We start from the raw sequence: 25,232 nt of genomic DNA, 5'->3' as shown, positions 1-25,232 counted from the left end.
AAACTTTCAGATATGTAACTTTTTAGAGCGATTTTTTGTGTTCAGATGGTAGTAATGAATCTTTTAAAATATGATCAATACTTTCTCTTTTTATTTTTCTTTTGCCAGGAAATTTGAAAAAATCAATAAAATTACTGAATGATAACATTCCATCTATTGCATTTTTATTGGAGGTATATTTATGGAATTCTTGAATTATTACATCTAATTTTTTCAAAGATTCATTGTAGTATAAAAAATCATTAATATGGATTATTGTTAACGGTTTTATTCTAGAGACTAAATCTGATTTCACATTAGATGATGCATTTTGAAAGTATTCATGAAAAAGTTTATTAAATCCGATTGAAGTTAATGTGTTATCTGTTACAACTAAAACAGGATAATATTTGAGATTTGAGTGTTTTTTAAGATTGTCAAAAAAAGTATATTGTTTATCTTCAGAAAGATTGATGAAATTTAATAATTGTTTGATAGCTTTTTTTTTACCTAAACTTTCAAAAAATTTATCTTTTATTTCATTTTCAATAAGATCACAATCAAGATTTATTTTATTGATATTTGATAGAAATGAGTTTTTACATTCAAATATAAATATTTTACTACCATTTCTAATATAATAATCTGGGAGGGCAAGATTTTCAATACCTTTTTTAATATTTAATTTTATCCTATTCTCTGAATATTGTATATAAGATTTTCCAAATACTGATTTTAAAGAGTTTACTAATAGAACACCTTCTACGAAGTTTTTACTGTAATCCAGATGAAAATTGTTTATATAAGTTTTTTTTGAAAGCTCAATTAAATCATGATAAATTCCTGAGAAAAATTTATCTAGTAAAAAACTAAAATCTATAATTATATAGTCCTGATTTTTTAATTTATATAGTGGCTTTTTTCTAATATTTGTCAATTCATTCCATTCTTTACTAGTTTCTTCATGAGATGAAAAATATTCTAATATTATCCATAATTCTGGATACATTTCTTTAGAAACTATATGATTATTTATTGCAATTTTGTTTAATTGGAATACTTTAGAAAACAAATCATACCAATCATTTGACTCTAAATTTTTAAGGTATGTATTAACAATATCTTGATGTACGTTTTGTCTTTTGAGCCATTTTTCAAACTGAACAAATTTTAATACCTCTGACATTAATTTTTTAGATATTGATTCTGAAGTTAAATCAACATGTGATAAACCCAAGTATAAATGAAATCTAATTTCTTTTGTTTTTTCGTGAATGTTGGGTAACCATTTTTGAAATAACTTCTCCTGTCTGTCTGATAGTTCATCATTAACAAGTAAGTATAATTTAAATACGTTTTCTAAAGTGATTGATTCATAATCATTACCATCGCTATTTAAATCTGATTGAGAAACTAATAGCTCAATAGTTCTTAAAGTAGCAATTCTATTAATAATGTTAATAGATGATAGGTCTATCTCGTTATAATTTTTAATATCTCTTTTTTCAACAAGTTTTGAGTAACTATTAATCACTTTTGACTTTAAATCTTTATCGGAATTTACAAGCCATTCATTTAAAATAAATTTTAACTCAGAGTTAAATCCTTTATGTATTTCATGATGGTATTTATTTATAATTGCTAATAAAACTATTGCTTTTTCCGGGTTTATTTTATTTATTACGGATTTTATATTTTCAGATTTGTTAAATATATCACTGTAAGCTATTCTTGATATTAGTTTAGTATCCATTATATTACTATTTTTTTTAGCGGTAGATTTTCTTTCTCTGATTAAAATAAATTAGTATTGTCATTTCATATCACTCCAATCAATTTATATAATTTTAGATACCTATATACTTGAATGTACCAATAGTTAATTAAAGAATATTACCACTCGTCTCTACAACATTTTCCATGCGATTTGCTGACAATTGGATTTTCAAAATTTTCAATGGATCTAATAATTCGTGCTCGTTCTTCGTCATACAATTCATTTCCGTTTTCATCAACGATATTACCGCAAAATCCGCAACGATGCGCTTCTTCACCATCATATAAGTCATACGTTTCTTCATGAATATGATTTTGAGGGTCAAAATTATCATCATTTATTAATCCTATTCTATCAAGTGGAACTTTTTTGGTGTTATCTTCAGTAATTAAGATTCCTATGATAGAATATGGTATTTCCATGCTTTCATTATAAAAATCACGATATTCCAAAACGATGGTGTCAAAATTTTGACTGTTCAATAATATAACCTTATCTTCTAATTTACAATCAACTATATAATCTTTCAGAGTTTTTATCGTAATCTGTTTACCAATATATTTTAGTTCAGGTTTCATTTTACAGTTAATTTATATTAACTCATGCAATTTAAGATTATTAATACAATAAAGACAACGTACGGAAAAATGTTAGTAACTTGTTTTTCGCAAATAGCAGAAAGAGATTACTTTTATGAAAACTTAATATGGAGAATTAAGTCAGTCAAACAACAACCAAATTAAAAGATTTATGAAACTAACTGGATTTTTTATCGAAAAAGCTGAGTCATTTCTAGAAGAACTTCGACCAATAAAACTAGCTTCTTTTGAATTTGCAGAAGCAACTAATGATGATGCCTCAAATGAACCAAACTTTGCAAGTCAAACAAATGAATTGAACGATATTAGATTCCAAATGAATTTAATGTTTTCAGAATTTGATAATGGAAAATTATTCAATAAAAAATTAAATGATTTTAATAAAACCTTGTTCGATAATACACCGTTTTTAAAGCATCTTATAAATATTAATGAATTATTTCTTGACTACTTAATTGAATATAGAGTAGAATAATTTGAATATGACATCATTTAATTTTCATCAAAAATCATATTTGCATTATTTAATTTATATACGTCAAAATAAAATAATAACCTGATAGCGGTAACTATCAGGTTTCTTTTTTACTGATAATAATGTTAATAAGAAAAATGGAAAATGTTTGTATCAAAAAATTTGGAGTTGAAAACTGTTAAAGTATAAACATGTAGAAAACTCTCTTGAGCAATCTATTTTGATGAAATGAGAAGGAATAATGTAAATAGCGGGAAAACAAGAATTGATTGATTATTGCAAAATCTTTGATAATGGTTTTTCATGGTGCGGTAATTTGGATTATATTATTGATTGAAGAATAGAATTTTTAAAAAAATATATAAATTTTTTAGTTCAATTTATTAACACTCTTTCTTTTGCAAATTTAGTAACTGTAATTCTATTAACTCCTAAAATCCTACCAATTGCACTATAAGAAACATTTTTATTTAATAGTTTCTGAACTTGTAATTCTTTGCCTGACAATTTAACTTTTGTAGATTTACTGCCAATAGGTCTTCCTAAAATAACTCCTTCGGCTTTTTTTCTAGCTAATGCTTCTTTTGTTCTTTGGGAGATTAGATTTCGTTCAATTTCAGCCGAAAGACCAAAAGCAAAAGCTAAAACTTTGGATTGAATGTCTTCACCCAATCTATAATTATCCTTTATTGTCCAGATTTTAACTTCTCTTTTCATGCAGAAGTTTAAAACTTCCATTATCATAAAGAGAGAACGTCCTAATCTTGATAATTCTGAACAAATTAAAATATCATCTTTTTTTGTTTTTTTCAAAAGCTTTCCAAGCGTTCTTTTATCTACTTCTTTTGTTCCTGAAATAGTCTCTTCAATCCATTTTTCTATAACTAAATTGTTTTTTATTGCAAATTGATTTATTTCAAATCTTTGGTTTTCGACAGTCTGTTTGTCAGTACTTACTCTAATGTATCCGTATATCATTTTATTGGTAAAAATAGGGTATTTTATATGACCGATTTTACGTGGCAGGGACATAAAAAAATATAGTTATGAATTTGCAGATTTATGGTTAATAAATACGCATAATGGTGTTAAAGAAAAAGATATAAAACCAGTAAACATAAACGAATATCCTTCTATAAAGAAACATTTAGATTTATACTTGTCTCAATTAGAAAAAAGACAAGATAAGGGAGATACAATCTACAATTTAAGAAACTGTGCCTATACCGAGGATTTTTCTAAACCGAAAATTGTTTGGGCAGAAATTGCTCGAAGTGGAAATGCTTTCACATTGGACAAAAAAGGGTATATGTTAAGTAATACAGGATATGCTTTAACGGTGAATGGAAACACGGAAGCCAGCGCCGAGTACAATAATCTATTAGCTTTCTTGAATAGCAAAGCTGTTTTATTTTACCTAGATATGATTTCAACACGTCTAGACGAGACCGGTTGGAGATGGCTAAGGCAGTATGTGGAATTATTACCAATTCCAAAATTAGATGGATATAAATCAAAAATTATAAGCAGTGAAATCAACAATGAATTGACCGCAACATCATTATTAGGTCAATCTAAAATTAATGAATTTGTAAACAATATTTATGGTTTTACAGAACAAGAAATTATGTTTCTAAATAACTTGCGTTAAATCTAATAGACTAATATATGCTTTTTAACGGGAAGATATTAGTAGGTTTTTTTTATAGGAATTAATAAATGCGATTTCCTCATCATCCAAGCCAATTATTTTTGCCCATACCTTACTTATTTCTTGATCAATATCTTTTTTATTCAAATTATTAAGAACGTTTCTTAATGCTAATGTTTGTAGATTATTGAGTTTCGGAACATATGTCTCATCTAAATATGCTTTTTTATAACGAAAACCAGTAGCATCAAATTGTGGTCCAGTATAAAATTTAGAGAATGCAAAAAAACCTAATTCAGAAGAAAGAAATAAATATATTAAATCAATATTCGCTCCAGTCATTATAAAATTTGTGGCTTCAGCATAAAAATTTTCTGCATCTAAATAGAAGTAGGGATAATTTTGAAGCAAGTTAACTTGACTTGGCATTCTCGAGTAATATCCGGATATATTAATTTTCTGTTTAGAAAAATCCTCGGTATAGGCACAGTTTCTTAAATTGTAGCCATTGTATCTCCCTTATCTTGTCTTTTTTCTAATTGAGACAAGTATAAATCTAAATGTTTCTTTATAGAAGGATATTCGTTTATGTTTGACTGGTTTTATATCTTTTTCTTTAACACCATTATGCGTATTTATTAACCATAAATCTGCAAATTCATAACTATATTTTTTTATGTCCCTGCCACGTAAAATCGGTCTAATAATCTCAGCACTTTTTGCATCTTCCTTTATTAACTCCTCTTTTTTCTTTCCATCAATAATAAAAGCTTCATTGTAACCTGTTTTGATACCATAATTTATTTGAACATCCCAGTTTTTTAATGGAGTTCCTATTTTTTCAATCTTATCTTTTATTTGTTTTTCAATAGCAGATAAAACTACCCAACTATCATTCTTAAAAAATGTTTGTGTTGAATTCTCATTTATAAAATCATTTATGGAAGTTGAATTAAAATCTTTATTAAAGACACAAGCTTGAGTTTCATTAATATAATTAGATTTTAATCCCATTAAAATATTTGTATCTACTGTGGCAGTATCGAAAACCTGTACTCCACCAAAATCAATTAATATAATAGGATTGGTCTTTTCTACTAAATATTTCCTTAGACTTTCACCATAAGCAGCACGCATCCATTTATTTGAAGTAATAAAAGTCAAAATTCCATCTTTTCGAAGTATATTAAACCCTAGTTCATAGAATAAACTATAGATATCCCCCGTTTTTGCATAGGTAGAATATCCCATTTTTTCTAAGTTATTACTGTGTTCTCCCATTTTTTGTAGCTGTACATAAGGAGGGTTTCCAATAATAACATCAAAACCTACAAACTCACCATCATCATCGAGCACATCTGGAAACTCAAAACGCCATTCAAAAGCGTAATCATAAATTTTATTAGATTTTATTTCTTCAATTTCAATTTCAATTTTTTTTATTTCCTCTATTGTAACCTTTACTTTTTTATTTCGTTCTGTCTCTTCTTTTTTACTAAGTTCAAACAGTCCTGTTTGAGAGGTAAGAACAAGATATTCTCCCTTAAGTTTATAAAGTTTAATTAGTTTTGGGTCATTGGCATTAATCTCACTTCTAAAATTGGTTTTTATTTCGCCAATTAATTCTACCATTTCTCGCTTTTGTTCCTTACTATCAGCATTGCGATATGTGTTTACTGCATTTTTATAAACATCAATAGAGAATTTACTCTTTTTTAAAGCTTCCTTCAAATCAGCATCCAATCCAAAACGAGAAATTAAAGAGTTCCCACATTTAATATTAATGTCAATGTTAGGTAATGTCTCCAGTTCATTGGAATTGGTTTTATAATATGCATTTTTCAATAACTCAATCCACAATCGCAAACGGCAAATTTTTACCGAGTTTGGGTTAATATCCACGCCAAACAAACAGTTTTCAATAATGGTTTGCTTCTCGTGAAACAAAGTTTCCTGTATGCGTTGGCTTTCTTTATTCTTAGGATTGTAGGAGAAAGGAATGGCATCTTCGTCAGTAACAATCAATTCATCATTGACTACTTCAAAATGGTATTCTTTCAGTCGGTTGCCATTATGGTCTTGCAAAACCCGTAAATCATTTTTAATAGCAATGATTTCATTCAAAGCTGAAACTAAGAAGTGTCCGGACCCTACTGCAGGATCACATATTTTGATGGTGTTAATAATTTTGTTAGCTTCTCTTCTGTCCTCAATTTTATCATAAAGGGAATCAAAATCGTTGCAATCCCAATTTTTGGTTTCATTGAACTTTTGTACCACGGCTCTACGAATCGTTTCTTTACACATATACATCGTAATGAAACTAGGAGTGAAGAACGAACCGTCTTTGTAGCCGTTGATTTTTTCAAAAATCAATCCTAAGACTGAGGCATTAATCAGGGTTTTATTGTCTTCCTGTATGTCCTCACTTCCTTCACTGGCAAAGTCATAAGCATCAAGGAAGGAGAAAAAATAATCTAAAGCCCTTTTAGTGCCTGTATTTTTTTTACCCTGATTGTCTTTTATGACTGTTGCTGGGAGTAGAGGCAAGGTGTTGTTGTCTTCCAGTTGTGAAATAAACAAGGTTTCATGCTCTAAATCTGTTGGTTCAAACAGAGAACTGTTTAAGTATGGTACTTTTGCAAAATCAGTGAATACTCTTTCGTTTCGGTCTTTTGGTTTTTTTGCCAAAACTTGAAAGAATAAACTATTAAGGTTGTCGTAGTCTTTTATTAAATGGGAATTCAAAAAAGAATAACTTTTGTCTCCTTTGTGGTAGGTAATCAGTTGCGCTTCCAATAATTTTAAAAACAAAATCCGATTCACCCATGTAATAGTTAGTTCCAATGCCACGGTAAAAAGCCGTTCTTCATTATTATCTCCGTATTGTTTTGGGTTTTGTAATCTGGATATTTTATCCAGACTATCCAGTTGCTCAATAGCATTTTCAAGTAAGGAACCGGAGTTTCTTTTTCCTTGTTTGTGGCGTTCAATTAGTTTTTTGCCTCCTTCTTTTACTTCGGTTAAACCAATGATATGCAGTAACTCACTATAAAAGTTCTTGTCCAGTGAATTGCTGTCATTCGCAAAAGATAACTTCAATAAATGCTCCGGAGAAAGTAATTTGAAAAGAGCTACTAAGAGTTTATCATCTTCCTTGTCTACATTTCGCAACGGTTTATCATATTTCCGAATGTCAAAATGAGCAAATTCTATCGTGTTTTGTACGTTTTCAATAAAAGGCTTTGCGATTTCTTTATAAAAATAATCCGTTGTTTTACCAGATAATCGCCCTTCTTCAAAATCAACAAATTGTTTTGTAAAAGCTTTGTTTTCTGCAAATAATTTGTTGAAGAGTTGGGCGTCAAAAACAAACCATTCGTGAATATTAGTGACCACCAGATGTTTTAATTCCGTGTTTTTATGTGTGATGCGTTCCCGCATGTAATACAAAACCAGCTCTTGTAAGGCTTTTCCGTTTAGGTTTGCAACAGTTATCATCTCTGTTTTGTTGACAGGACTTTTGGCTTCAATGATTACTCCAACATTCGTTTTGGCATCTTTCCCGTTGTGAATCACTAAATCATTACGTCCTTTTGTATTCACAGAATAGCTGGGATCGTAATAAGTTTTCTTCAAGAAATCAATCACTAAGTTTTTATGGAACTCTTCGCTTTCCTTTTCATTGATTGAATCTAAAATCTGTATCAAATTCGTTTTAAAACTCTCGATGTGAGTACGGTTTGGTTTGATTTTAAGAAAAGCTTTGTTCAGTGCTTTACGAGGTTCTAGAAGTATTGTATTCATGAGTTTATTTCAGAATTCTTAGTTATCAAACTTACTATATAAAAAGGACAACTACAATCAGGACAATACTATTTATCTGACTATTTGTTGCTGTTTTCAAATGTAGTTATCTGTTGACACACTTCTTTACGGCTTTCCTCATTTTGGAAATAAAAGAATGGCTTTTAAAAAGGCTTCTTATTTCAATAAATGGGAGTAATCCTCTGGCAATGCTGCATCAATATCCCGGAGGTATTTTTCTAGAGCTTGCATCGTTTGATGCCCAGTGATTTCCATTAATTTACTTTTAGTTTCATTAGGAGTTAATGTTTTGATGAATTCTTTGTACAAATTAGTTATGGATGTGTGTCTGAAACTATACAGTCCGTAATCATCATTTAAACCAAAATGATCTTTAACAACTTTAAATCTTTTTGAAAAATAATCTCTTCGATTATTTTCTTCAGCTTCCCATTCTCCTCCAATTCTTGTAGGTGTAAATAAATAATGGTTTTTATTCATCTGTGAAAAATCGGGCAATAAATCAATGATTTTTTGTGGAATGATTTTAACTTTAACGGCTTTATTTTTTGCTCTCACAAATAATTTTTTTCCTTCTATATCAAGATCATCGATTTTAAGCCTGTTTACTTCAATTGGCCTTAATAAATTATATATAATAAATTGTGTATAAAGAAGTAGAATAGGATCGTTTAATTTTAAATAATTTAGAATATCGCTTTCTTGTTTTACCGAATAAGTTTTGTTTCTCTCAGGTGTAGCTTTAAGTATACTAATACTTTTTACAAAATTAGTACTCATTAATTCATTATCAACTAAAACTTGTATCAATGAACTTAAATCGGCTCTAGTGTTATTCCGATTGGTTGCTCTTGAAGTCTCCAAGATAAAATTCAAATATTCATTCAGTATCTTTTTATTCAATGTTGAAATTCCACTATTAGATGTAATTTCATAATTGTCTAACCAAGCTAAAAATCGTTTTATTCTTCCCTGATAATTGCTATAAGAAGCTTTTCCTAAAACATTAATCTTGTTTTTTAAACCGAATTCAAAAGCTTCTCTGATGGTTTGTTCTTTTTTTACAGCAACTGATACTTGTTCGAGAATAATTTCTTTTTCTGTAATGACTTCAGTAGCAGTATTGACTGGATTGACTTTGCCGAAATATTTGTTGGTTAATTCAGAGTTGTCATGAAAAGGGTTGTAGCCTTTTTTCAAAAGAACGGATAGATAAGTTTGAACCGTTTTCAAATACTCAAACCTTTCTTTTGCAGTTTTTATTCTGTTGGCTTCTAATTTTACATTAGTTTGACGTTCCAACTTTCCTGTTTGAGGATTTCGGAATGAGTAATACACGTACCATTCTTTCGAAATAGCCTCGTTTTGTTCTTGTTTTGAAAGTTTGTTCCATTTGGAAACATCGACTTTTCCAGTAAAGATTTTAGGTTCAGAATAGTTGGTTTTCATTGGCAAATCGTGTACTGTATCGTGTACTGCCAGTAAAAGTAACAAAAGTTTAGACATAAAAAAACGGATTAGTTGACACTAATCCGTGATTTCCTTGACTTTAAGACTGTAGCGAGACCGAGATTTGAACTCGGGACCTCAGGGTTATGAATCCTGCGCTCTAACCGACTGAGCTATCTCGCCATGATTCCGGGTGGATAACCATCCCTGAATGCGGGTGCAAATATAAAAATAAAATTAATGCTTGCAAGCATATTTTTAATAAAAAAAAATATTTTTAAAAACGCTTTTTTTTCGGAGTTATATTCTATATATTTCGAAAAAAATAAATGTAGCTCATGGATCAAAAAGTACGTTACGAAATCGAGTTTCCCATAAATTCTTCGCCTCAATTATTGTATCAATATATATCGACTCCGTCAGGTTTATCTGAATGGTTTGCTGATAATGTGAATTCTCGTGGTGAGTTTTTTACCTTCATTTGGAATGATTCCCAAGAGAAAGCTAGACTTGCTTCAAAGAAAACAGGTGAAAAAGTAAAATTCAAATGGGTTGATGAGAATAGTAAAGACACGGAATACTTTTTTGAGTTGCATATTTTAGTGGATGAACTTACCAAAGACGTTTCTTTGATGGTAGTCGATTTTGCAGAGAAAGATGAGGTTGACGAGGCTACATTATTGTGGGAAAATCAAATCTCAGACCTTAAACATCTAATAGGTTCCGTATAGTAAAATAGTATTTTATAACTTATATTTGCCCTGAATAAAATTTAGGGCTTTTTTTATGATTAATTTTAATGGAACTATTGTATCTGAGGATGCTAATATATTGACACAAAACCGAGCTTTTTTATATGGCGATGCCGTTTTTGAAACGGTTAAAATAGTAAACAATAAAATCCTTTTTCTCGAGGATCATTATTTTAGGTTAATGTCTTCAATGCGTGTTGTTAGGATGGAAATTCCGATGAATTTCACCATGGAATACCTTGAAGAACAAATACTTTCTTTAGTCGCAAAAAATCAAGTGCTAAATTCTTCTCGTGCTCGAATTACCGTTTATAGAAATGACGGTGGATATTATTTGCCGCAAAATAATTCGGTATCTTTTCTTATTCATTCAATAGCGCTTGAAAATACGTTGTATTCAATTGAAAAAAAGCAATATGAAGTTGATTTATACAAGGATTTTTACATTACAAAACAATTGCTTTCGTCTATTAAAACAACCAATAAAATTATAAACATAACAGGAAGCATTTTTGCAAATGAAAATGGTCTAGATAATTGTTTGCTGTTGAACGATAGTAAAAATGTTGTAGAAGCTTTACAGGGTAATATCTTCATGCTATTGGGTAGCAAATTAGTTACACCTCCGGTTTCTGAAGGATGCTTAAATGGTGTTATGAGAAAACAAATTCTAAGTTTGGCTAAAAAACTAGGAAATTTAGAAGTTGTAGAGGAAGTAATCTCACCATTTGACCTTCAAAAAGCAGATGAATTATTTATTACAAATGTCATAAAAGGAATTCAACCGATAACACAATACCGAAAAAAAGCATTCAGTACGAATGTATCTGTTGAATTGTTAGCGAAACTTAATGAAATGATCAGTACAATTTAATTTAAGTATGGATTTTCAGGGGTATTGGACCAGATAATATATTCTCCTCCCAATTCCATGATTTGCTCTTTCCAGAAATGAGTAGCTGATTTTCCAATTATTTTATTCTCGTAGCTATTCGCGGTAATAATCCAGGAATGACTTTCCATTTCATTTTCTAGTTGGTTTTCATTCCAACCTGTATAACCTAGAAAGAATCGGATGTTATCGTTGTTAATGGCTCCTTTGTTGATTAATTCCTTTGTCGATTCAAAATCACCTCCCCAGTATATTCCATTAGAGATTTCGATGCTATTGGGAATCAATTCTGGAATGTTATGTATAAAATAGAGGTTGTCTTGTTCTACCGGACCGCCATTATAAATCTTAAATCGCGCGTCTATATCCGGAATTAAATCATGTATAGTATATTTCAAGGGTTTGTTAATTATAAAACCAACTGATCCTTCTTCGTTGTAATCAGCTAATAAAATCACCGATCTGTTGAATGATAGATCCCCAATTATCGTAGGCTCTGCTATAAGCAAATATCCTTTCTTTAGTTTATCTGTAATCATCGGAATGTGTTTTTTTATTAAATTTAAGTTTTTTATTATAATAATGCAAAATAAAATCGTTGAAACGCATAAAAAAACCTTCCAGATGGAAGGTTTTGATTATATTGGGGGAACTAAAATTAGTTTACCGCACCTTCTAATTCTGCACCTGCTTTAAATTTTACTACATTTTTAGCAGCGATTTGAATAGTTTTTCCTGTTTGAGGATTTCTACCGTCTCTTGCAGCTCTAGCAGAAACAGACCATGATCCGAAACCTACTAAAGATACTCTTCCACCTTTTTTCAAAGTTCCGCCTACATTACCTAAAAACGACTCTAAAGCCAATTTTGCTGCAGCTTTAGTAATTCCTGCATCAGCAGCGATAGCATCGATTAATTCTGATTTGTTCATAATAATTAGTTATTAATTGTTGGTTAAAAAAATTGTTAATACACAAATTTAGTAGGAAATACGTTCCTTGCAAGTGTTTTGCTTGATTTTAGTTTATTTTGTTAATAACTTATTTCTTTTGTTAATAATTGGAAAGTTATTTCTTACTAAAACCAATTAAACGCCCGTTTTTATTGATGTTAATGAGCCTTTGCTTCAGCTGAAAATGCAATTCCATTAAGTAATTCTGCCGTATTCATCTTCTTTTTGCCTGGAAACTGCAAACTTAGCACTTGAATAAATCCATTTTCTACCGCAATCTTCATTTCTTTTTTGGTACAAATCAAACTTCCAATGCTGTAATTATGATCTTCTAAAACAATTTTAGCTTCGTATATTTTTACATTCCATTCTTCATTTTTGTCCTGAATGAAACACCAAGCTGCTGGATATGGACTCAAACCTCGAATTAAATTGTTGATTTCTAAAGCTGGTTTTGTCCAGTCAATTTTGCAATTCTCTTTATTAAGTTTGTAAGCCGTTTTAATATCGGCAGTGTCTTTTTGAATAATTGTGGATACATTGCCTTTTTCAATCATCTCCAAAGTATCAATAACAGTCTTGCTTCCAAGATCCATTAATCGGTCATGCAATTGACCTGCATTTTCGGTTTCATTGATAGGTGTTTCGGCACTTAAAATCATTGCACCGGTATCAATTTTGTCATCAATAAAAAAAGTAGTCACACCCGTTTTTGTCTCTCCATTTATTATTGCCCAGTTTATTGGCGCTGCTCCGCGATAATTCGGTAGGAGTGAGGCATGAAGATTGAAAGTGCCTAACGCTGGCATTTCCCAAACTACTTTTGGTAACATTCTAAAGGCAACTACGATTTGTAAATTAGCATTCAACGATTTCAATTCCGATAAAAAAGTTTCGTCTTTAAGATTTACTGGCTGTAATAAAATAAGATTATTAGCCAGCGCATATTCTTTTACTGCTGAATATTTTAATTTTTGTCCACGACCGGCAGGTTTGTCTGCGGCAGTTATGACACCCACAACTTCGTAGTTGTTTTTGAGTATGGTATCTAATATTCCCACTGCAAATTCGGGCGTTCCCATAAAAACAATTCGTAATTTTTCCATTATGATTTTAAAGTATATTTATTATTTGGTTTAACCAAAATTGTGTTATTTTCTAATAAATTCTGAAGTGCAAAGATAACTTCGTCAGGGTTATTTTTAGTTCTGTTTTGTATGTCTCTCGAATTTAAATCTTCGGACTGTAATAAAGCTATGATTGCTGCAGAAAGTGACGTGTTGTCTTTTTTCTTGTTTTTCTTGGTAATGCAAAAGGAACAAATTCCACAATCAACATCCGTTTTTTCTCCAAAATAATTCAAGATTAGCTTGTTCTTACAAACCTTTTTTTCGGTAATATAATTCAGAACGGATTGAAGTTGTTCTTTCTTTAGTTGATTTTGATTTTCTAAATATTTTGAAACCCGGCTGATAGTTCTTTCATCTTCCCTAACTTCATTAAAAATTAATGTGGAATCATTATTTTTCGAATGGTACTCAATAATTTCTTTTCCTTTCAATTTATTTAAGACCGCTTGTATTTCAGCTTCCTTATGATTTGATTTTTTGGCAATCAATTGTAAGTTGAAAGCGGTTTGCATTTCATAAATCCCGGGATAGGTTCGCAATATTGCCAAAATAATTTCTTCGTCATTCGGATTCAAACTCATATACCGAATCACTTCTTTGGAAGGAATAAGAAATTGTAATGTAATTTTTTCAGAAAACTCTTGAGACAAATTGATAATTCCTTGTCTGTCCAGAAATTGCATTGCATTGTATGTTTTCAATGTGGGGAATTCATATTTTAAACAAAAATGATTCAAATTGAATGTAAACTGCTCGTTGATTCCTTCTCCGTAAGCTATCTGAAAATAATTGCAGAGTTTGACATACATGAGATTCAAGAACTTTTTATCTGGAAGAATATTTATAAATTGGTTTTCAGCCTGAATTATATCCGAAGGGCTTGTTAGTAAAACGGCATAGGCTTTTTCTCCATTTCTTCCGGCGCGTCCCGCTTCTTGGTAATAATTTTCTAAATTTTCGGGTAATTGAATGTGGATTACGGTTTTTACATTGGCTTTGTCAATTCCCATCCCGAAGGCGTTGGTGGCCACAATAACCTGAACGTCTTCATTCATCCATGATTGCATGTTTTTATCTTTTTCTTTGGACGAAAGTCCGCCGTGATAATACGTTGCTTTAAATCCTAACGAATTCAGTTGTGCCGAAATGTCCAGACACGATTTTCTGTTTCGAACATAAATGATAGATGATTCTGGATTTTTCTTCAGGATTTGTTCTATTCTGAAAAGTTTGTCTTCTACTTCAAAAACCATGTAGGCAATATTTTCTCTTGCAAATGATTTCTCAAAAACGTGTACATCATGCAATCCAAGTTCAGTGATGATATCTTCTTTGACTTTTGGAGTTGCAGTAGCCGTTAATGCAAGGAAAGGTACTTTTGGGAAATGTTTTTTTAATGCCGAAATCTTCAAATAAGCAGGTCGGAAATCATGTCCCCATTGTGATACGCAATGCGCTTCATCAATGGTAATTAAGTTTATGGGAAGGCTTTTTATTCGGTCCAAAATCCAATCGGACTGTAAGCGTTCCGGGGATAAATAGAGGAATTTATAATTACCGAATTGGCAATTGTCCAGCAAATCAATCATTTCTTCGGATCTGATGCCACCAGTTAATGCAATGGCTTTGATATTTCGCTTTTGCAAATTAGCAACTTGATCTTTCATCAGCGCTACTAATGGCGAAATTACCAGGCAAATTCCCTCGTTCATCATTGCCGGAATCTGGAAACATATAGATTTTCCTCCTCCGGTTGGCATCAATGCAAAGGTGTCTTGACCACTTAAAACGGAATCAATAATTTCCTTTTGCAGCGACCTGAATTTGTCGTGTTTCCAATATTTTTGAAGAATAGCTAACGCTTCTTGCATAGATTACAGATTTCAATTCGTAGAAAAAATCCCAAATTGTAACTTCTAAACTCGAAAATTATTTAGAAATTTCATCTAAGATAAAAAGAATTCTGTTATCCAGAGTATTTTTAGGAACTTCTATGAGTTCGTAACCGTAACTTTGATATGTTTCAGTAAGGTGATTATAAATAAGTTTAGCTTGTTCGAAGTTTTCATAACGTTCATGATCGCTAATGTAAATTTCTTCCCAAGGCGGAAGAATGAAGATTTTTGAGTACGTATGTTCGCGACAAGCGATGTCAAAAGACGCAGGATAGCTATCGCCAATGTAATGCATGTAAGCCAAAACATCTGGAATTCCTCGGTCAATAAAAACGATTTCATGTGGCTCTTTGGAAGCATTATGAAATTGTTTTTTTCTTCCTTCAAGGAGTAATTCACTGAATAAGAGTGGTTTTTCGAGGAATAATTGCTCAATTCCTTGTTTTTTTGCTTCCAAAGTTACTTCCCGTGAAATTTCGGGATAACAACAATGTCCTTTGGCTATCAATCCATCGATGATAGTTGTTTTACCTGTTCCTGGACCGCCAATGATAACTATGATTTCTTTCTGCACCTTTAAAAAATAAGGGGCAAATTTACTTAAACTTATTGGGATTTGAAAAAATGATTGCGGTTAAAATAATATTAGGTAAAAAATCATAATTCAAAATTCATAATTTACGTTTGAAACAGTATATTTGCCTTTATTTTTAAATGAAAAATGGATAAGAACACTCAAGAATTTTATGATAGATTAAAAGTAGAGTTGGACATGAGCAATACATGGCCTGCAGAATACTTGTTTAAGTTTATTGTGCCAACTGAAGAGGACAATATCGAACGTGTTCAACTGGCTTTTGATTGTATGGGAGCGGTCATAAAAACGACAAAATCTAAGACGGGTAAGTTTACCAGTATATCTGTTGACGTAACCATGAAAGATTCACAAGAAATAGTAGATAAATACCTAGAAGTTTCTACCATTAAGGGAATTATTTCTCTTTAGATATAAAACTAAATTTTGATGCATATACAATCGAATGATTGCAAATCTTCGAAAAAGAGCATGTAAGATTAAAAAATATACATTCGAATATGAATTCAAAATATATTAAAGAAAACTCGAACGATGTGGTGCATCATTTGGAATATAATGCGGAAAGATCGCATTTGATTATTCCAGAATATGGACGCCATTTGCAAAAACTAATTGATCAAGCGACCAAAATTGAAGATGATGTAGAACGCAATAAAGCGGCAAAATACATTATTCAGGTTATGGGAAGTTTGAATCCACATTTGCGTGATGTTCCTGATTTTCAGCACAAGTTGTGGGATCAGATTTTTATTATGTCTGATTTTAAATTAGTGGCTGATTCTCCATATCCAATTCCATCCCGTGAAGTATTACAATTGAAACCGGATGTGTTAAGTTATCCTCAGAATTTTCCAAAATACAGATATTATGGCAACAACATAAAATACATGATTGATGTAGCCAATAAATGGGAAGATGGTGAAATGAAAAGTGCTTTAGTGAAAGTTATTGCTAATCACATGAAAAAATCCTATTTAAGTTGGAACAAAGACACTGTTAAGGATGATGTTATTTTCGAACATTTATATGAATTGTCAGGCGGTAAATTGAATTTGCTTCAAAGTACCGAAGAGCTTCTTAATACCACTGATTTATTGCGAACCAATAAGCGAGTTTCTAATAAAATCTCACCGGCTGGTCCGCCAAAAATTCAAAGTAATAAGAATACAAAAACTGGAAAACCAAATCCGATTCACAAAAATCAAAATAGAAAACCGTTGTAAAATTTAGTTATAAGGTATCAATTATAAGTTATGAGTTTAAAAAACCGTAGTTTATCAATTCATAGTTTATTCATTCATAATTCATAATTGTAAAAAAATATGGGAATTTTTAAAATAGAAGGCGGCATTAGTCTTAAAGGAGAAATCACGCCACAAGGAGCCAAAAATGAAGCATTACAAATTTTATGTGCTGTTCTTTTAACCCCTGAAAAAGTGATTATTAATAATATTCCTGATATTATTGACATCAATAAACTAATTACACTTTTAGGAAACTTAGGAGTTAAAATCCAAAAAACAGGATCTGGCTCATATACTTTTCAGGCTGATGAAGTGAATATTCAGTATTTAGAAACTGAAGCATTCAAGAAAGAAGGCGGTTCTCTTCGTGGCTCTATTATGATTGTTGGACCACTTTTGGCACGATTTGGAAAAGGATATATTCCAAAACCAGGTGGTGATAAAATTGGACGTAGAAGATTAGATACTCACTTTGAAGGATTTATAAATCTTGGAGCGAAATTCCGTTACAACAGAGAAGATCATTTTTATGGTGTAGAAGCGCCTAAAGGATTGAAAGGTGCCGATATGTTACTGGACGAAGCTTCAGTTACCGGAACAGCAAATATTGTTATGGCTGCCGTTTTGGCCAAAGGAAAAACAACAGTTTATAATGCTGCTTGTGAACCTTATTTACAACAATTGTGCAAGATGTTAAACTCCATGGGAGCTAAAATTACAGGTGTTGGGTCTAACTTATTGACTATTGAAGGTGTTGAAAGTTTAGGTGGTTGTGAGCATAGAATTCTTCCTGATATGATTGAAATAGGAAGTTGGATTGGTCTTGCTGCAATGACAAAATCAGAAATTACGATAAAAGATGTAAGTTGGGATAACTTAGGAGTAATTCCTAATACTTTTAGAAAACTTGGAATTACCCTGGAGCGTAAAGGAGATGATATTTACATTCCTGCTCACGTAGATGGGTATGAAGTAAAAACAGATATTGACGGTTCTATTTTAACAATTGCAGATGCTCCTTGGCCTGGATTTACTCCGGATTTATTGAGTATTGTTCTTGTAGTTGCCACTCAAGCGAGAGGTGATGTATTGATTCATCAAAAAATGTTTGAAAGCAGATTGTTCTTTGTGGATAAATTAATCGATATGGGGGCTAAAATCATGTTGTGTGATCCACATCGTGCCGTTGTTATGGGGCACGATTTCAAATCACAATTGAAAGCCACTACAATGTCTTCACCAGATATTCGTGCGGGAATCTCATTGTTGATTGCAGCGCTTTCAGCAAAAGGAACGAGTACCATTCAGAATATTGAACAAATTGACAGAGGGTACGAGCGCATTGACGAACGATTGAGAGCTATTGGAGCTAATATTGTACGTGCATAAATCAAATAAATAATTACAAAATATCGTTTAAGTAAACCAAATAGGATTTGAATCTAAGCATTCAATACGGTTTACTTAAACGTTTTTAATTTTAATTCATCTTTAGAAAAAGAGCATGTCAACGGAACAAACAGCGATAAAGGCCACTTATTTTAGTATTATTGGAAATACATCTTTGGCCATTATTAAAGGTCTGGCAGGTTTTTTTGGAAATTCGTATGCTTTAATAGCGGACGCAATTGAATCTACCACGGATATTTTTGCTTCATTTTTAGTTTTATTTGGAATAAAATATTCGAATAAACCTGCAGATAAAAATCATCCTTACGGACATGGAAGGGCAGAGCCTTTAATCACTTTTTTAGTTGTTGGTTTCTTAATCACTTCAGCTACCATCATCGCTTATGAAAGTATCCTCAATATTGGTACGCCACATGAATTGCCAAAACCATGGACATTAATCGTTCTAGGGGCAATAATTATTTGGAAAGAGTATTCCTTTCGAGTAGTGATGAAAAGAAGTATTCAAACCAATAGTTCCTCTTTGAGAGCTGATGCTTGGCACCATCGTAGCGATGCTATAACATCTGTAGCGGCATTTCTTGGGATTTCAATTGCTTTGATTTTAGGAAATGGATACGAATCAGCCGATGATTGGGCAGCACTTTTTGCTTCAGGATTCATTCTTTATAACAGTTATCTTATTTTTAGACCCGCTTTGGGCGAAATCATGGATGAACATTTATACGATGATTTGATAGAGCAAATTAGAATAGTTTCACTTCAAGTAGACGGAATCATAGATACCGAAAAGTGTTTTATTCGAAAAGCAGGAATGCAATATCACGTAGATTTGCATGCAATTGTAGATTCGAATATTACGGTAAAAGAAGGGCATGACTTAGCACATAAATTGAAAGATACGTTGCGGGAGGAAATACCTGAATTAGGTCATGTTTTAATTCATGTAGAACCGAATTAATTTTATAATTTAATTCATTTTTGAAATTTATAAAAGCTAAAAAAGGCACAAGAAATAATCTTCTTGTGCCTTTTTTTCTTGTGGAAGTTTTACTCTAAAATATTTAAAAATTTAAGTCCAAAAACTACTCCGTCACCTTGAAATCCATTTTGGTAGGAACGTACATAGTCAATTCTTAGCATCTTAAATTTTCCAAATCCTAAATTGTCTAAGCCTACCGTGAACTCAGTGTATGGCTTAACATTTGGTGTAGAAAGTGTATGAGCACCTAGAATTAATGTTGATTTTAATTTATTCAACAAGGGAATTTTATTCATAAAATATCCTTCGTCATTGTATTCTGCGTGTGCTTCAAAATAACGGTCATTTGTACTGTTAGAATAATAAGGCAATAAGTTAAAAACATTCAAGTAGCGTTCTGTCTGACCTATGTGTGTTTGATTTCCATTGAAATGTTTGTAATCTACAAAAGAGATATTTTCTGCATTCAGGAATTTCCCGGCTTTTAAATTCATTCCTAGAGTTCCTTTATTTTCTAATTTTAAATCATACGTTAATCGTGCATTTATGTGGTCAAATTCATATTTTTTTTCATTGGCAGCAAAGCCTTTTTCATACCCTAAAAATAGTGTAGGATATTTTTCATTTCTAATATTATATTTTCCGTCTGGACGGGAAGAATATTTATTTCCAAAATTTATTCTTGCATTTAGATTCGCTTTCATCAAATGATGTTTTTCAAAAGCTGGAGTTGTGAAATCATCCGGTGCCAAAGGATTATTCGAAGTATATAAATCGTCCTTGCTGAACAAAGAAAAATCAGTATTGTTGAATAATGGTTTGCGTTGTTGGTATTCTATTTTTCCATTTAGGTTCACGCCATTTGCAATATCTTGGCTATAGCCAATTGTTGCAAATTCAAGGTTATACAGCTTCATATAATTGTTCTTAAATGCCAATGAACTTATCGAATTTATTGTAGCACTAATGGGTTGTTCTGCATTAAATTGTTTCACTGTATTTCCTCCGGTCAAGTATAAAGTGGCATAATTCTGGTTGTTGAACCGATGGATAAATTGTCCTGTTATACGCAAACGATCTTCAGCGAAACCGTAGTTGAGTTTAGTACTTATAGAAGTGTATATTCCTTTGTTTTCCTGATTTTTCCAATTGTTGTATCTAAATCCAGAATCAAAATTATATCCTTGTACAGTATTGAAACTTAGAGAACCCAGATTTAGTAATCCTTCATAACTAAAGGAATTTTTCTCTGAACTGTTTCTATAAGTATAACCCGTTAAGATTTTCAGCAGTTTGAATTTATTCCCTTTTGCATCAATAGAATCTAAATATTTTTTAGAATTTCGAACCTTATAAATACTGTCTTTTCGAATGTAATCATTGCTTTCCTCAATGGTTAAAGGAATGGGTCTGTTGCTATTCCAAAAAATAGAATCTTTTTTATTTGAATTTATTTCGACACTTGTAATTTGATTTGTAAACGTTTTTTTTGCAAATGAGTTTACAAATTCATAATTACTATAGACATAGGTATATTTTCCATCGAATTTTATTCCAAAGGCTCCGGCTGTAATATCGAGACTTTGGGTGTTTTTTGCCCATATTTTGTTGCTTTTGTTGTAACTGAAGTTTTGTTTTAGGGTCATTACATCTACAAATTCTTCTTTCATTCGATAACCTTTAATATCCAAGTCAACGGCATATATGGCCCAAGAATCTTCAACAATATAAATGTAACCTTCAAAAACAGGTTCGCTGTCACGTTTTGCAGTAACTTTTATTTTATTAATCATTTGATTATTGGCATCATAAAAAGTGCTCTCCAGTTTATATTTATAATAATTGAAGGCATTATTTGCGATTGGAGAAATCATATTAACCCCAAAGTCAATTGTATTATCATAGAAGTCATAAAACGAAGATCTGGCCGTATTGTAACTGTAGCCGTTATCTCTTCCGCTTACTTTGGAGGCAGTTACGACTTCTCTTAAATTATTGGGTTTCTCAAAAGTAATTTTAGAAAAAGTTTCAGACAATGAAATAATTCCCGTTCCTGTAGAATCCAAAGAACCATTCAGATCGCCAATTTTTTGACCAAATATTTTTTTAGGGGCATTTTTTAGTTTGAAAATTCCTCTGGAGTAAAAATCAGCATTGAAACGTGCTGTTTTTTCAGTATTTTCTTTTTTACTGGCAATCGCATTTTTTATGATAGCAATTGCAGGATTGATTTTAGTGTTAATAACCACTTCGTTCAAAGAATAACTTTCTTCAATCATTTTAACGTCAAATGAATAAGGTAATTTATCCGTTTGAATTGTTATTCTTTGCGTTTTAAAACCTAAAAATTGGAATACTACTGTTTGCTTTTCCGCTTTCTTCAAATTCAGCTCATATTTTCCAACTTCATTTGAGGTAGTCCCATTATAGGTTTCTTCTTGAAAAATAGTCACAAAAGGCAGGGGATTCCCTTTTTCGTCAGAAACGGTTCCTTTTATTTGTGCATGGTTCGTAAGCGATACCAATGAAATTAGAAGTAGGTAGTATTTTCTCATGAAAGTTTTTTCTTTCACAAAAATATAAGAAGTTTAAAAAGAGGCTATTAATTATTTGTTAAACATTTATAAGAATATTTTTATTCTAAAATGTGACTTACACGAAAGATTGGATAGCCAATTCATAACTTTTTAAACCAAAACCTAAGATTACTCCTTTTGCATTTCCAGAAATGTAGGACTGATGTCTGAAACTTTCACGTGAAAAGGTATTCGAAATATGGACTTCAACAACTGGAGTTGTGATGGCTTTAATGGCGTCACCAATGCCAATGGAAGTGTGGGTATAAGCGCCAGCATTTAGAATAATACCATCGTTGGTGAAACCAAATTCCTGAATTTTATCAATTAATTCTCCTTCAATATTACTCTGAAAATAAGAGAATTCTATTGTTGGAAATTTTATTTGTAAAGTCGTAAAATATTCTTCAAAAGTTAAGCTGCCATAAACTTCTGGTTCGCGTTTTCCTAAAAGATTGAGATTTGGTCCGTTGATGATACTAATTTTCATAATTCCAGTTTTGGTAAAAATAAAAAAACCGTTCTAATTTAAAGAACGGTTTTGATAAATTTAATTTTTTTATTGGAATTAGAACGTAAATCCAGCTGATATTTGTACCACAGAGTTTTTAACTTCAGCCTCTTTTGACGCTTCAGTTAATCCTAGTACATAACGACCTTGTAAAAAGAAGTTTTTAGTGATATTAAATCCTAATCCTCCTGCTACACCAAACTCAAAAGTTTCTGCGTTTTCTATATCAAAATCATTTCTTTCGCTCAATAAAAACGATGCTTGTGGGCCAAGATCAAGACTGACTGTTTTATTCAAATGAAATTTTGCTAAAACAGGAATAGACAGGTAACCTAATTCATTTTTGAATTCTTCAGCAGCATTCTTATAGGTTGCACCCTGAGTAGAGTACAATAATTCGGGCTGAACAGAAAAACCATCGGTTAACTTAATCTCGGCTACTAGTCCAGCATGATAACTGGTGATAGCATCTGTTGAATTGTAATTTGTCGAATTGATTGTCACTTCGCTTCCAGTTTGATTGGCATAGTTTAAACCAGCTTTAATTCCAAACTTGACCAATTGAGCTTGCATGTCTACAGACGCGGCAAGAAGTACTACTGCTACTAAAATTATTCTCTTCATAATTTGTTTTTTTATATTAATAATTGAATTGGGACTTTTACTTAAAACTATTTTGTTTAAGTATTATTGTCTAATTTTTCTTAAAACCAATTCTTGCAAAAATTAGTCCAATAAATTACAAAAGCAATTTTAAGTGCTCTGTTTTTACTTGTTTTTTATGTTTTTAAATTTATTAAAAATATAAAATAATGATAGTCAGATAGTTATAAAATATATTTTTTACTGTTTTTAATCTGATTTATTTGATACTCAACGAGTTTTTCTTTCAAATAAGCCTTCTCCTATTTGATTTTTTTAACTTTGGTAGTATTAATTTTAAATGATGAATCATGAAAAAAATTATTTTAATGGTAGTTATGGTGTTCACTTTTGGTTTTGTGAATGCTCAAGAAAAAGCAGATATGGCATTTGGGGTTAAAGGAGGTTTGAATATCTCCACAATTACTAATGCTGATGTAGATGGAGTAAATACTAAATCTTTAGTAGGATTTCATGTTGGTTTTTTTGGAGAATTTATGATTAGTAATAAATTCGCGATTCAACCTGAAGTTTTGTACTCTGCGCAAGGAACTGAATTAGAGTTTGAGGGGATAAGTGGAGATTTGAAATTAGATTACATTACTATTCCGGTTATGGCTAAATATTATGTAGCGGATGCTTTTAGTCTTGAATTAGGTCCTCAAATAGGATTTTTAGTATCAGCCAAGGCTAAATCCGGTGGAGAATCTGAGGACGTTAAGGACGATCTTAAATCAACCGATGTAAGTTTGAATTTTGGTGCAGGATATGATATTACGCCAAACTTTATGATTGGTGTGCGTTATAGTTTAGGCTTGACACGTTTGCAAGATGAAATTTTTCCTGGAGAAGATGAATCTAAAAATTCTGTTTTTCAAATTTCAGTAGGTTACAAATTTTAATATTTTTAAAAAAGTTATATTCTAAGCCTCCCAATTTGGGAGGTTTTTTTATGTAATTAAATTGATATTTTCTTGAAATGAACTTTCAATCTATTTTTTTATAAGTTTTATATTGTTAAATTTAATTGGATTGTTTTAAAAAATAAACTCACTAAATTCCGTGAGAGAAGTGATATTAAATTATTGAAATTCATATATTTAATTAAAATTGATTAAATATTTCAAAATAAACTTACAATGAGTTTTTACTTTTTATTAAAGAAAAAAGTACTTATTTTGAGGTTTTTCTTATGTTTGTAAAAAAAAAACAATCAAATGAAAAAAATTATTTTAACTGCAGTAGCAGTATTTGCATTTGGATTCGCAAATGCACAAGAAGCAAAATTTGGGCTTAAAGGAGGATTAAATCTTTCTACATTTACGGGCGATACTGATGGTCTGGATCTAAAATTAAAGCCAGGATTTAATGTTGGAGCTTTTGTAGCGGTTAAATTATCAGATAAACTTACATTTCAACCAGAAGCTTTGTATTCGATGCAAGGAACAAAAATTGATGAGTTTGAATTTGAATTTGATAATGCTGTTTATTTAGCTGAAGCCAAGATTAATTTGTCTTATATAAATGTGCCTTTGATGTTAAAATATTATGCTGCTGAAAAATTTAATCTAGAAATCGGACCACAAGTTGGGTTTTTAGTAGCTGCAAAAACAGTAGCTGAGGTAAATGGAAATGAGGGAGAAGAAGATGTTAAAGATAGTTTCGAATCGGTAGATTTTGGACTTAATTTTGGTACAGGATATGACTTTACAAATAATATCTCAGCTGGCTTAAGATATAATTTAGGTTTATCTAATATCGCAAAAACAGATTCTGGTGATGATTCTAAGCTGAATAACAGTGTGTTGTCAATTTCATTAGGATACAAATTTTAATATTTTAAAAAATATATAATTTTAGGCCTCTCAATTTGGGAGGCTTTTTTTATGC

At 31.1% G+C, this 25,232-nt stretch carries 24 protein-coding genes and 1 tRNA gene; 10 read left to right on the top strand and 15 right to left on the bottom strand.

The annotated features are described in order from the left end of the window. Window positions 1–22: 22 nt before the first annotated feature. Window positions 23–1,732 (bottom strand): hypothetical protein, encoded by a 1,710-nt coding sequence (locus tag Q1W72_RS04575; RefSeq protein ID WP_302137470.1) that lies wholly within the window; start codon window positions 1,730–1,732, stop codon window positions 23–25. Window positions 1,733–1,872: 140 nt separating this feature from the next. After that, entirely contained in the window at window positions 1,873–2,334 is a 462-nt protein-coding gene (locus Q1W72_RS04570) for a hypothetical protein (RefSeq protein ID WP_302137469.1), read from the bottom strand. A 172-nt stretch (window positions 2,335–2,506) separates the two neighbouring features. Between Q1W72_RS04570 and Q1W72_RS04565 the strand changes: the two genes are divergently transcribed. After that, on the top strand, window positions 2,507–2,830 hold the full coding sequence (locus tag Q1W72_RS04565; protein WP_302137468.1) for a hypothetical protein: 324 nt from the start codon (window positions 2,507–2,509) through the stop codon (window positions 2,828–2,830). A gap of 375 nt (window positions 2,831–3,205) precedes the next feature. Here the strand turns inward: Q1W72_RS04565 and Q1W72_RS04560 are convergent, their stop codons facing one another. After that, window positions 3,206–3,808 carry a master DNA invertase Mpi family serine-type recombinase gene (locus Q1W72_RS04560; RefSeq protein ID WP_302137467.1) on the bottom strand — a complete coding sequence of 201 codons (603 nt, stop codon included), beginning with the start codon at window positions 3,806–3,808 and terminating at the stop codon, window positions 3,206–3,208. 34 nt (window positions 3,809–3,842) lie between these two features. Between Q1W72_RS04560 and Q1W72_RS04555 the strand changes: the two genes are divergently transcribed. Beyond that, window positions 3,843–4,481 (top strand): TaqI-like C-terminal specificity domain-containing protein, encoded by a 639-nt coding sequence (locus Q1W72_RS04555; RefSeq protein WP_367881680.1) that lies wholly within the window; start codon window positions 3,843–3,845, stop codon window positions 4,479–4,481. A 24-nt stretch (window positions 4,482–4,505) separates the two neighbouring features. Here the strand turns inward: Q1W72_RS04555 and Q1W72_RS04550 are convergent, their stop codons facing one another. From Q1W72_RS04550 to Q1W72_RS04535, 4 genes are all read right to left on the bottom strand, one after another. Continuing rightward, window positions 4,506–4,910 (bottom strand): hypothetical protein, encoded by a 405-nt coding sequence (locus Q1W72_RS04550; RefSeq protein WP_302137466.1) that lies wholly within the window; start codon window positions 4,908–4,910, stop codon window positions 4,506–4,508. Between the two features lie 90 nt (window positions 4,911–5,000). Further along, window positions 5,001–8,288 (bottom strand): Eco57I restriction-modification methylase domain-containing protein, encoded by a 3,288-nt coding sequence (locus tag Q1W72_RS04545; RefSeq protein ID WP_302137465.1) that lies wholly within the window; start codon window positions 8,286–8,288, stop codon window positions 5,001–5,003. Between the two features lie 177 nt (window positions 8,289–8,465). Next, on the bottom strand, window positions 8,466–9,815 hold the full coding sequence (locus tag Q1W72_RS04540; RefSeq protein ID WP_302137464.1) for a tyrosine-type recombinase/integrase: 1,350 nt from the start codon (window positions 9,813–9,815) through the stop codon (window positions 8,466–8,468). 52 nt (window positions 9,816–9,867) lie between these two features. Continuing rightward, window positions 9,868–9,941: transfer RNA gene (locus tag Q1W72_RS04535), tRNA-Met, on the bottom strand. Between the two features lie 155 nt (window positions 9,942–10,096). Between Q1W72_RS04535 and Q1W72_RS04530 the strand changes: the two genes are divergently transcribed. Together Q1W72_RS04530 and Q1W72_RS04525 are read left to right on the top strand one after the other, a co-directional pair. Then, on the top strand, window positions 10,097–10,489 hold the full coding sequence (locus tag Q1W72_RS04530) for an START-like domain-containing protein (RefSeq protein ID WP_099716121.1): 393 nt from the start codon (window positions 10,097–10,099) through the stop codon (window positions 10,487–10,489). A gap of 55 nt (window positions 10,490–10,544) precedes the next feature. After that, window positions 10,545–11,384 carry an aminotransferase class IV gene (locus Q1W72_RS04525; RefSeq protein WP_099716120.1) on the top strand — a complete coding sequence of 280 codons (840 nt, stop codon included), beginning with the start codon at window positions 10,545–10,547 and terminating at the stop codon, window positions 11,382–11,384. On the opposite strand, the gene Q1W72_RS04520 is transcribed toward Q1W72_RS04525, so the two are convergent. The 5 genes from Q1W72_RS04520 to Q1W72_RS04500 form a co-directional block, all read right to left on the bottom strand. After that, window positions 11,381–11,941, bottom strand: coding sequence for a YqgE/AlgH family protein (locus tag Q1W72_RS04520; protein ID WP_099716119.1), 561 nt, complete (start codon window positions 11,939–11,941; stop codon window positions 11,381–11,383). The two genes, Q1W72_RS04525 and Q1W72_RS04520, sit on opposite strands and share 4 nt — an antisense overlap. Before the next feature lie 119 nt (window positions 11,942–12,060). Then, a complete protein-coding gene (locus Q1W72_RS04515; RefSeq protein WP_073017033.1) occupies window positions 12,061–12,333 on the bottom strand; it encodes an HU family DNA-binding protein in 273 nt (90 codons plus the stop codon). Window positions 12,334–12,512: 179 nt separating this feature from the next. Further along, window positions 12,513–13,460 carry a methionyl-tRNA formyltransferase gene (fmt, locus tag Q1W72_RS04510; RefSeq protein ID WP_099716118.1) on the bottom strand — a complete coding sequence of 316 codons (948 nt, stop codon included), beginning with the start codon at window positions 13,458–13,460 and terminating at the stop codon, window positions 12,513–12,515. Beyond that, a complete protein-coding gene (locus Q1W72_RS04505) occupies window positions 13,460–15,355 on the bottom strand; it encodes an ATP-dependent DNA helicase RecQ (protein WP_099716117.1) in 1,896 nt (631 codons plus the stop codon). Before Q1W72_RS04505 ends, fmt begins: the two co-directional genes overlap by 1 nt. 58 nt (window positions 15,356–15,413) lie before the next feature. After that, a complete protein-coding gene (locus Q1W72_RS04500) occupies window positions 15,414–15,953 on the bottom strand; it encodes an AAA family ATPase (protein WP_099716116.1) in 540 nt (179 codons plus the stop codon). A gap of 147 nt (window positions 15,954–16,100) precedes the next feature. Between Q1W72_RS04500 and Q1W72_RS04495 the strand changes: the two genes are divergently transcribed. The 4 genes from Q1W72_RS04495 (at window position 16,101) to Q1W72_RS04480 (ending at window position 19,592) form a co-directional block, all read left to right on the top strand. Beyond that, window positions 16,101–16,385 carry a DUF493 family protein gene (locus tag Q1W72_RS04495; RefSeq protein ID WP_099716115.1) on the top strand — a complete coding sequence of 95 codons (285 nt, stop codon included), beginning with the start codon at window positions 16,101–16,103 and terminating at the stop codon, window positions 16,383–16,385. Window positions 16,386–16,474: 89 nt separating this feature from the next. Continuing rightward, window positions 16,475–17,200, top strand: a complete 726-nt coding sequence (locus Q1W72_RS04490) for a DUF4290 domain-containing protein (RefSeq protein ID WP_099716386.1) — start codon at window positions 16,475–16,477, stop codon at window positions 17,198–17,200. 99 nt (window positions 17,201–17,299) lie between these two features. After that, window positions 17,300–18,610, top strand: a complete 1,311-nt coding sequence (gene murA / locus Q1W72_RS04485; protein ID WP_099716114.1) for a UDP-N-acetylglucosamine 1-carboxyvinyltransferase — start codon at window positions 17,300–17,302, stop codon at window positions 18,608–18,610. Between the two features lie 115 nt (window positions 18,611–18,725). After that, on the top strand, window positions 18,726–19,592 hold the full coding sequence (locus tag Q1W72_RS04480) for a cation diffusion facilitator family transporter (protein WP_302137463.1): 867 nt from the start codon (window positions 18,726–18,728) through the stop codon (window positions 19,590–19,592). Window positions 19,593–19,681: 89 nt separating this feature from the next. On the opposite strand, the gene Q1W72_RS04475 is transcribed toward Q1W72_RS04480, so the two are convergent. The 3 genes from Q1W72_RS04475 to Q1W72_RS04465 all read right to left on the bottom strand — a co-directional run bounded on the left by Q1W72_RS04475 (window position 19,682) and on the right by Q1W72_RS04465 (window position 23,324). After that, on the bottom strand, window positions 19,682–22,168 hold the full coding sequence (locus Q1W72_RS04475) for a DUF5686 and carboxypeptidase regulatory-like domain-containing protein (RefSeq protein ID WP_302137462.1): 2,487 nt from the start codon (window positions 22,166–22,168) through the stop codon (window positions 19,682–19,684). A gap of 97 nt (window positions 22,169–22,265) precedes the next feature. Next, window positions 22,266–22,679, bottom strand: a complete 414-nt coding sequence (gene aroQ / locus Q1W72_RS04470; protein ID WP_302137461.1) for a type II 3-dehydroquinate dehydratase — start codon at window positions 22,677–22,679, stop codon at window positions 22,266–22,268. A gap of 78 nt (window positions 22,680–22,757) precedes the next feature. Continuing rightward, entirely contained in the window at window positions 22,758–23,324 is a 567-nt protein-coding gene (locus Q1W72_RS04465; protein ID WP_099716110.1) for a porin family protein, read from the bottom strand. A gap of 329 nt (window positions 23,325–23,653) precedes the next feature. Between Q1W72_RS04465 and Q1W72_RS04460 the strand changes: the two genes are divergently transcribed. Together Q1W72_RS04460 and Q1W72_RS04455 are read left to right on the top strand one after the other, a co-directional pair. Next, window positions 23,654–24,244: a porin family protein gene (locus tag Q1W72_RS04460; protein ID WP_302137460.1), complete on the top strand. Its 591-nt coding sequence runs from the start codon at window positions 23,654–23,656 to the stop codon at window positions 24,242–24,244. 315 nt (window positions 24,245–24,559) lie between these two features. Next, window positions 24,560–25,177 carry a porin family protein gene (locus Q1W72_RS04455; RefSeq protein ID WP_302137459.1) on the top strand — a complete coding sequence of 206 codons (618 nt, stop codon included), beginning with the start codon at window positions 24,560–24,562 and terminating at the stop codon, window positions 25,175–25,177. The last annotated feature ends 55 nt before the right edge of the window (window positions 25,178–25,232 follow it).

This window comes from Flavobacterium sp. ZE23DGlu08 (genome assembly GCF_030505335.1).
Lineage (GTDB): Bacteria > Bacteroidota > Bacteroidia > Flavobacteriales > Flavobacteriaceae > Flavobacterium > Flavobacterium algoritolerans.
This window is presented reverse-complemented; position numbering and strand designations above follow the sequence as displayed.

Excerpts from the sequence above, each read along its gene's own strand:
- Q1W72_RS04575 (WP_302137470.1), bottom strand. The coding sequence starts at position 1,732 with ATGGATACTAAACTAATATCAAGAATAGCTTACAGTGATATATTTAAC.
- Q1W72_RS04570 (WP_302137469.1), bottom strand. The coding sequence starts at position 2,334 with ATGAAACCTGAACTAAAATATATTGGTAAACAGATTACGATAAAAACT.
- Q1W72_RS04565 (WP_302137468.1), top strand. The coding sequence starts at position 2,507 with ATGAAACTAACTGGATTTTTTATCGAAAAAGCTGAGTCATTTCTAGAA.
- Q1W72_RS04560 (WP_302137467.1), bottom strand. The coding sequence starts at position 3,808 with ATGATATACGGATACATTAGAGTAAGTACTGACAAACAGACTGTCGAA.
- Q1W72_RS04550 (WP_302137466.1), bottom strand. The coding sequence starts at position 4,910 with ATGCCAAGTCAAGTTAACTTGCTTCAAAATTATCCCTACTTCTATTTA.
- Q1W72_RS04545 (WP_302137465.1), bottom strand. The coding sequence starts at position 8,288 with ATGAATACAATACTTCTAGAACCTCGTAAAGCACTGAACAAAGCTTTT.
- Q1W72_RS04540 (WP_302137464.1), bottom strand. The coding sequence starts at position 9,815 with ATGTCTAAACTTTTGTTACTTTTACTGGCAGTACACGATACAGTACAC.
- Q1W72_RS04530 (WP_099716121.1), top strand. The coding sequence starts at position 10,097 with ATGGATCAAAAAGTACGTTACGAAATCGAGTTTCCCATAAATTCTTCG.
- Q1W72_RS04525 (WP_099716120.1), top strand. The coding sequence starts at position 10,545 with ATGATTAATTTTAATGGAACTATTGTATCTGAGGATGCTAATATATTG.
- Q1W72_RS04520 (WP_099716119.1), bottom strand. The coding sequence starts at position 11,941 with ATGATTACAGATAAACTAAAGAAAGGATATTTGCTTATAGCAGAGCCT.
- Q1W72_RS04515 (WP_073017033.1), bottom strand. The coding sequence starts at position 12,333 with ATGAACAAATCAGAATTAATCGATGCTATCGCTGCTGATGCAGGAATT.
- fmt (WP_099716118.1), bottom strand. The coding sequence starts at position 13,460 with ATGGAAAAATTACGAATTGTTTTTATGGGAACGCCCGAATTTGCAGTG.
- Q1W72_RS04505 (WP_099716117.1), bottom strand. The coding sequence starts at position 15,355 with ATGCAAGAAGCGTTAGCTATTCTTCAAAAATATTGGAAACACGACAAA.
- Q1W72_RS04495 (WP_099716115.1), top strand. The coding sequence starts at position 16,101 with ATGGATAAGAACACTCAAGAATTTTATGATAGATTAAAAGTAGAGTTG.
- Q1W72_RS04490 (WP_099716386.1), top strand. The coding sequence starts at position 16,475 with ATGAATTCAAAATATATTAAAGAAAACTCGAACGATGTGGTGCATCAT.
- murA (WP_099716114.1), top strand. The coding sequence starts at position 17,300 with ATGGGAATTTTTAAAATAGAAGGCGGCATTAGTCTTAAAGGAGAAATC.
- Q1W72_RS04480 (WP_302137463.1), top strand. The coding sequence starts at position 18,726 with ATGTCAACGGAACAAACAGCGATAAAGGCCACTTATTTTAGTATTATT.
- Q1W72_RS04475 (WP_302137462.1), bottom strand. The coding sequence starts at position 22,168 with ATGAGAAAATACTACCTACTTCTAATTTCATTGGTATCGCTTACGAAC.
- aroQ (WP_302137461.1), bottom strand. The coding sequence starts at position 22,679 with ATGAAAATTAGTATCATCAACGGACCAAATCTCAATCTTTTAGGAAAA.
- Q1W72_RS04465 (WP_099716110.1), bottom strand. The coding sequence starts at position 23,324 with ATGAAGAGAATAATTTTAGTAGCAGTAGTACTTCTTGCCGCGTCTGTA.
- Q1W72_RS04460 (WP_302137460.1), top strand. The coding sequence starts at position 23,654 with ATGAAAAAAATTATTTTAATGGTAGTTATGGTGTTCACTTTTGGTTTT.
- Q1W72_RS04455 (WP_302137459.1), top strand. The coding sequence starts at position 24,560 with ATGAAAAAAATTATTTTAACTGCAGTAGCAGTATTTGCATTTGGATTC.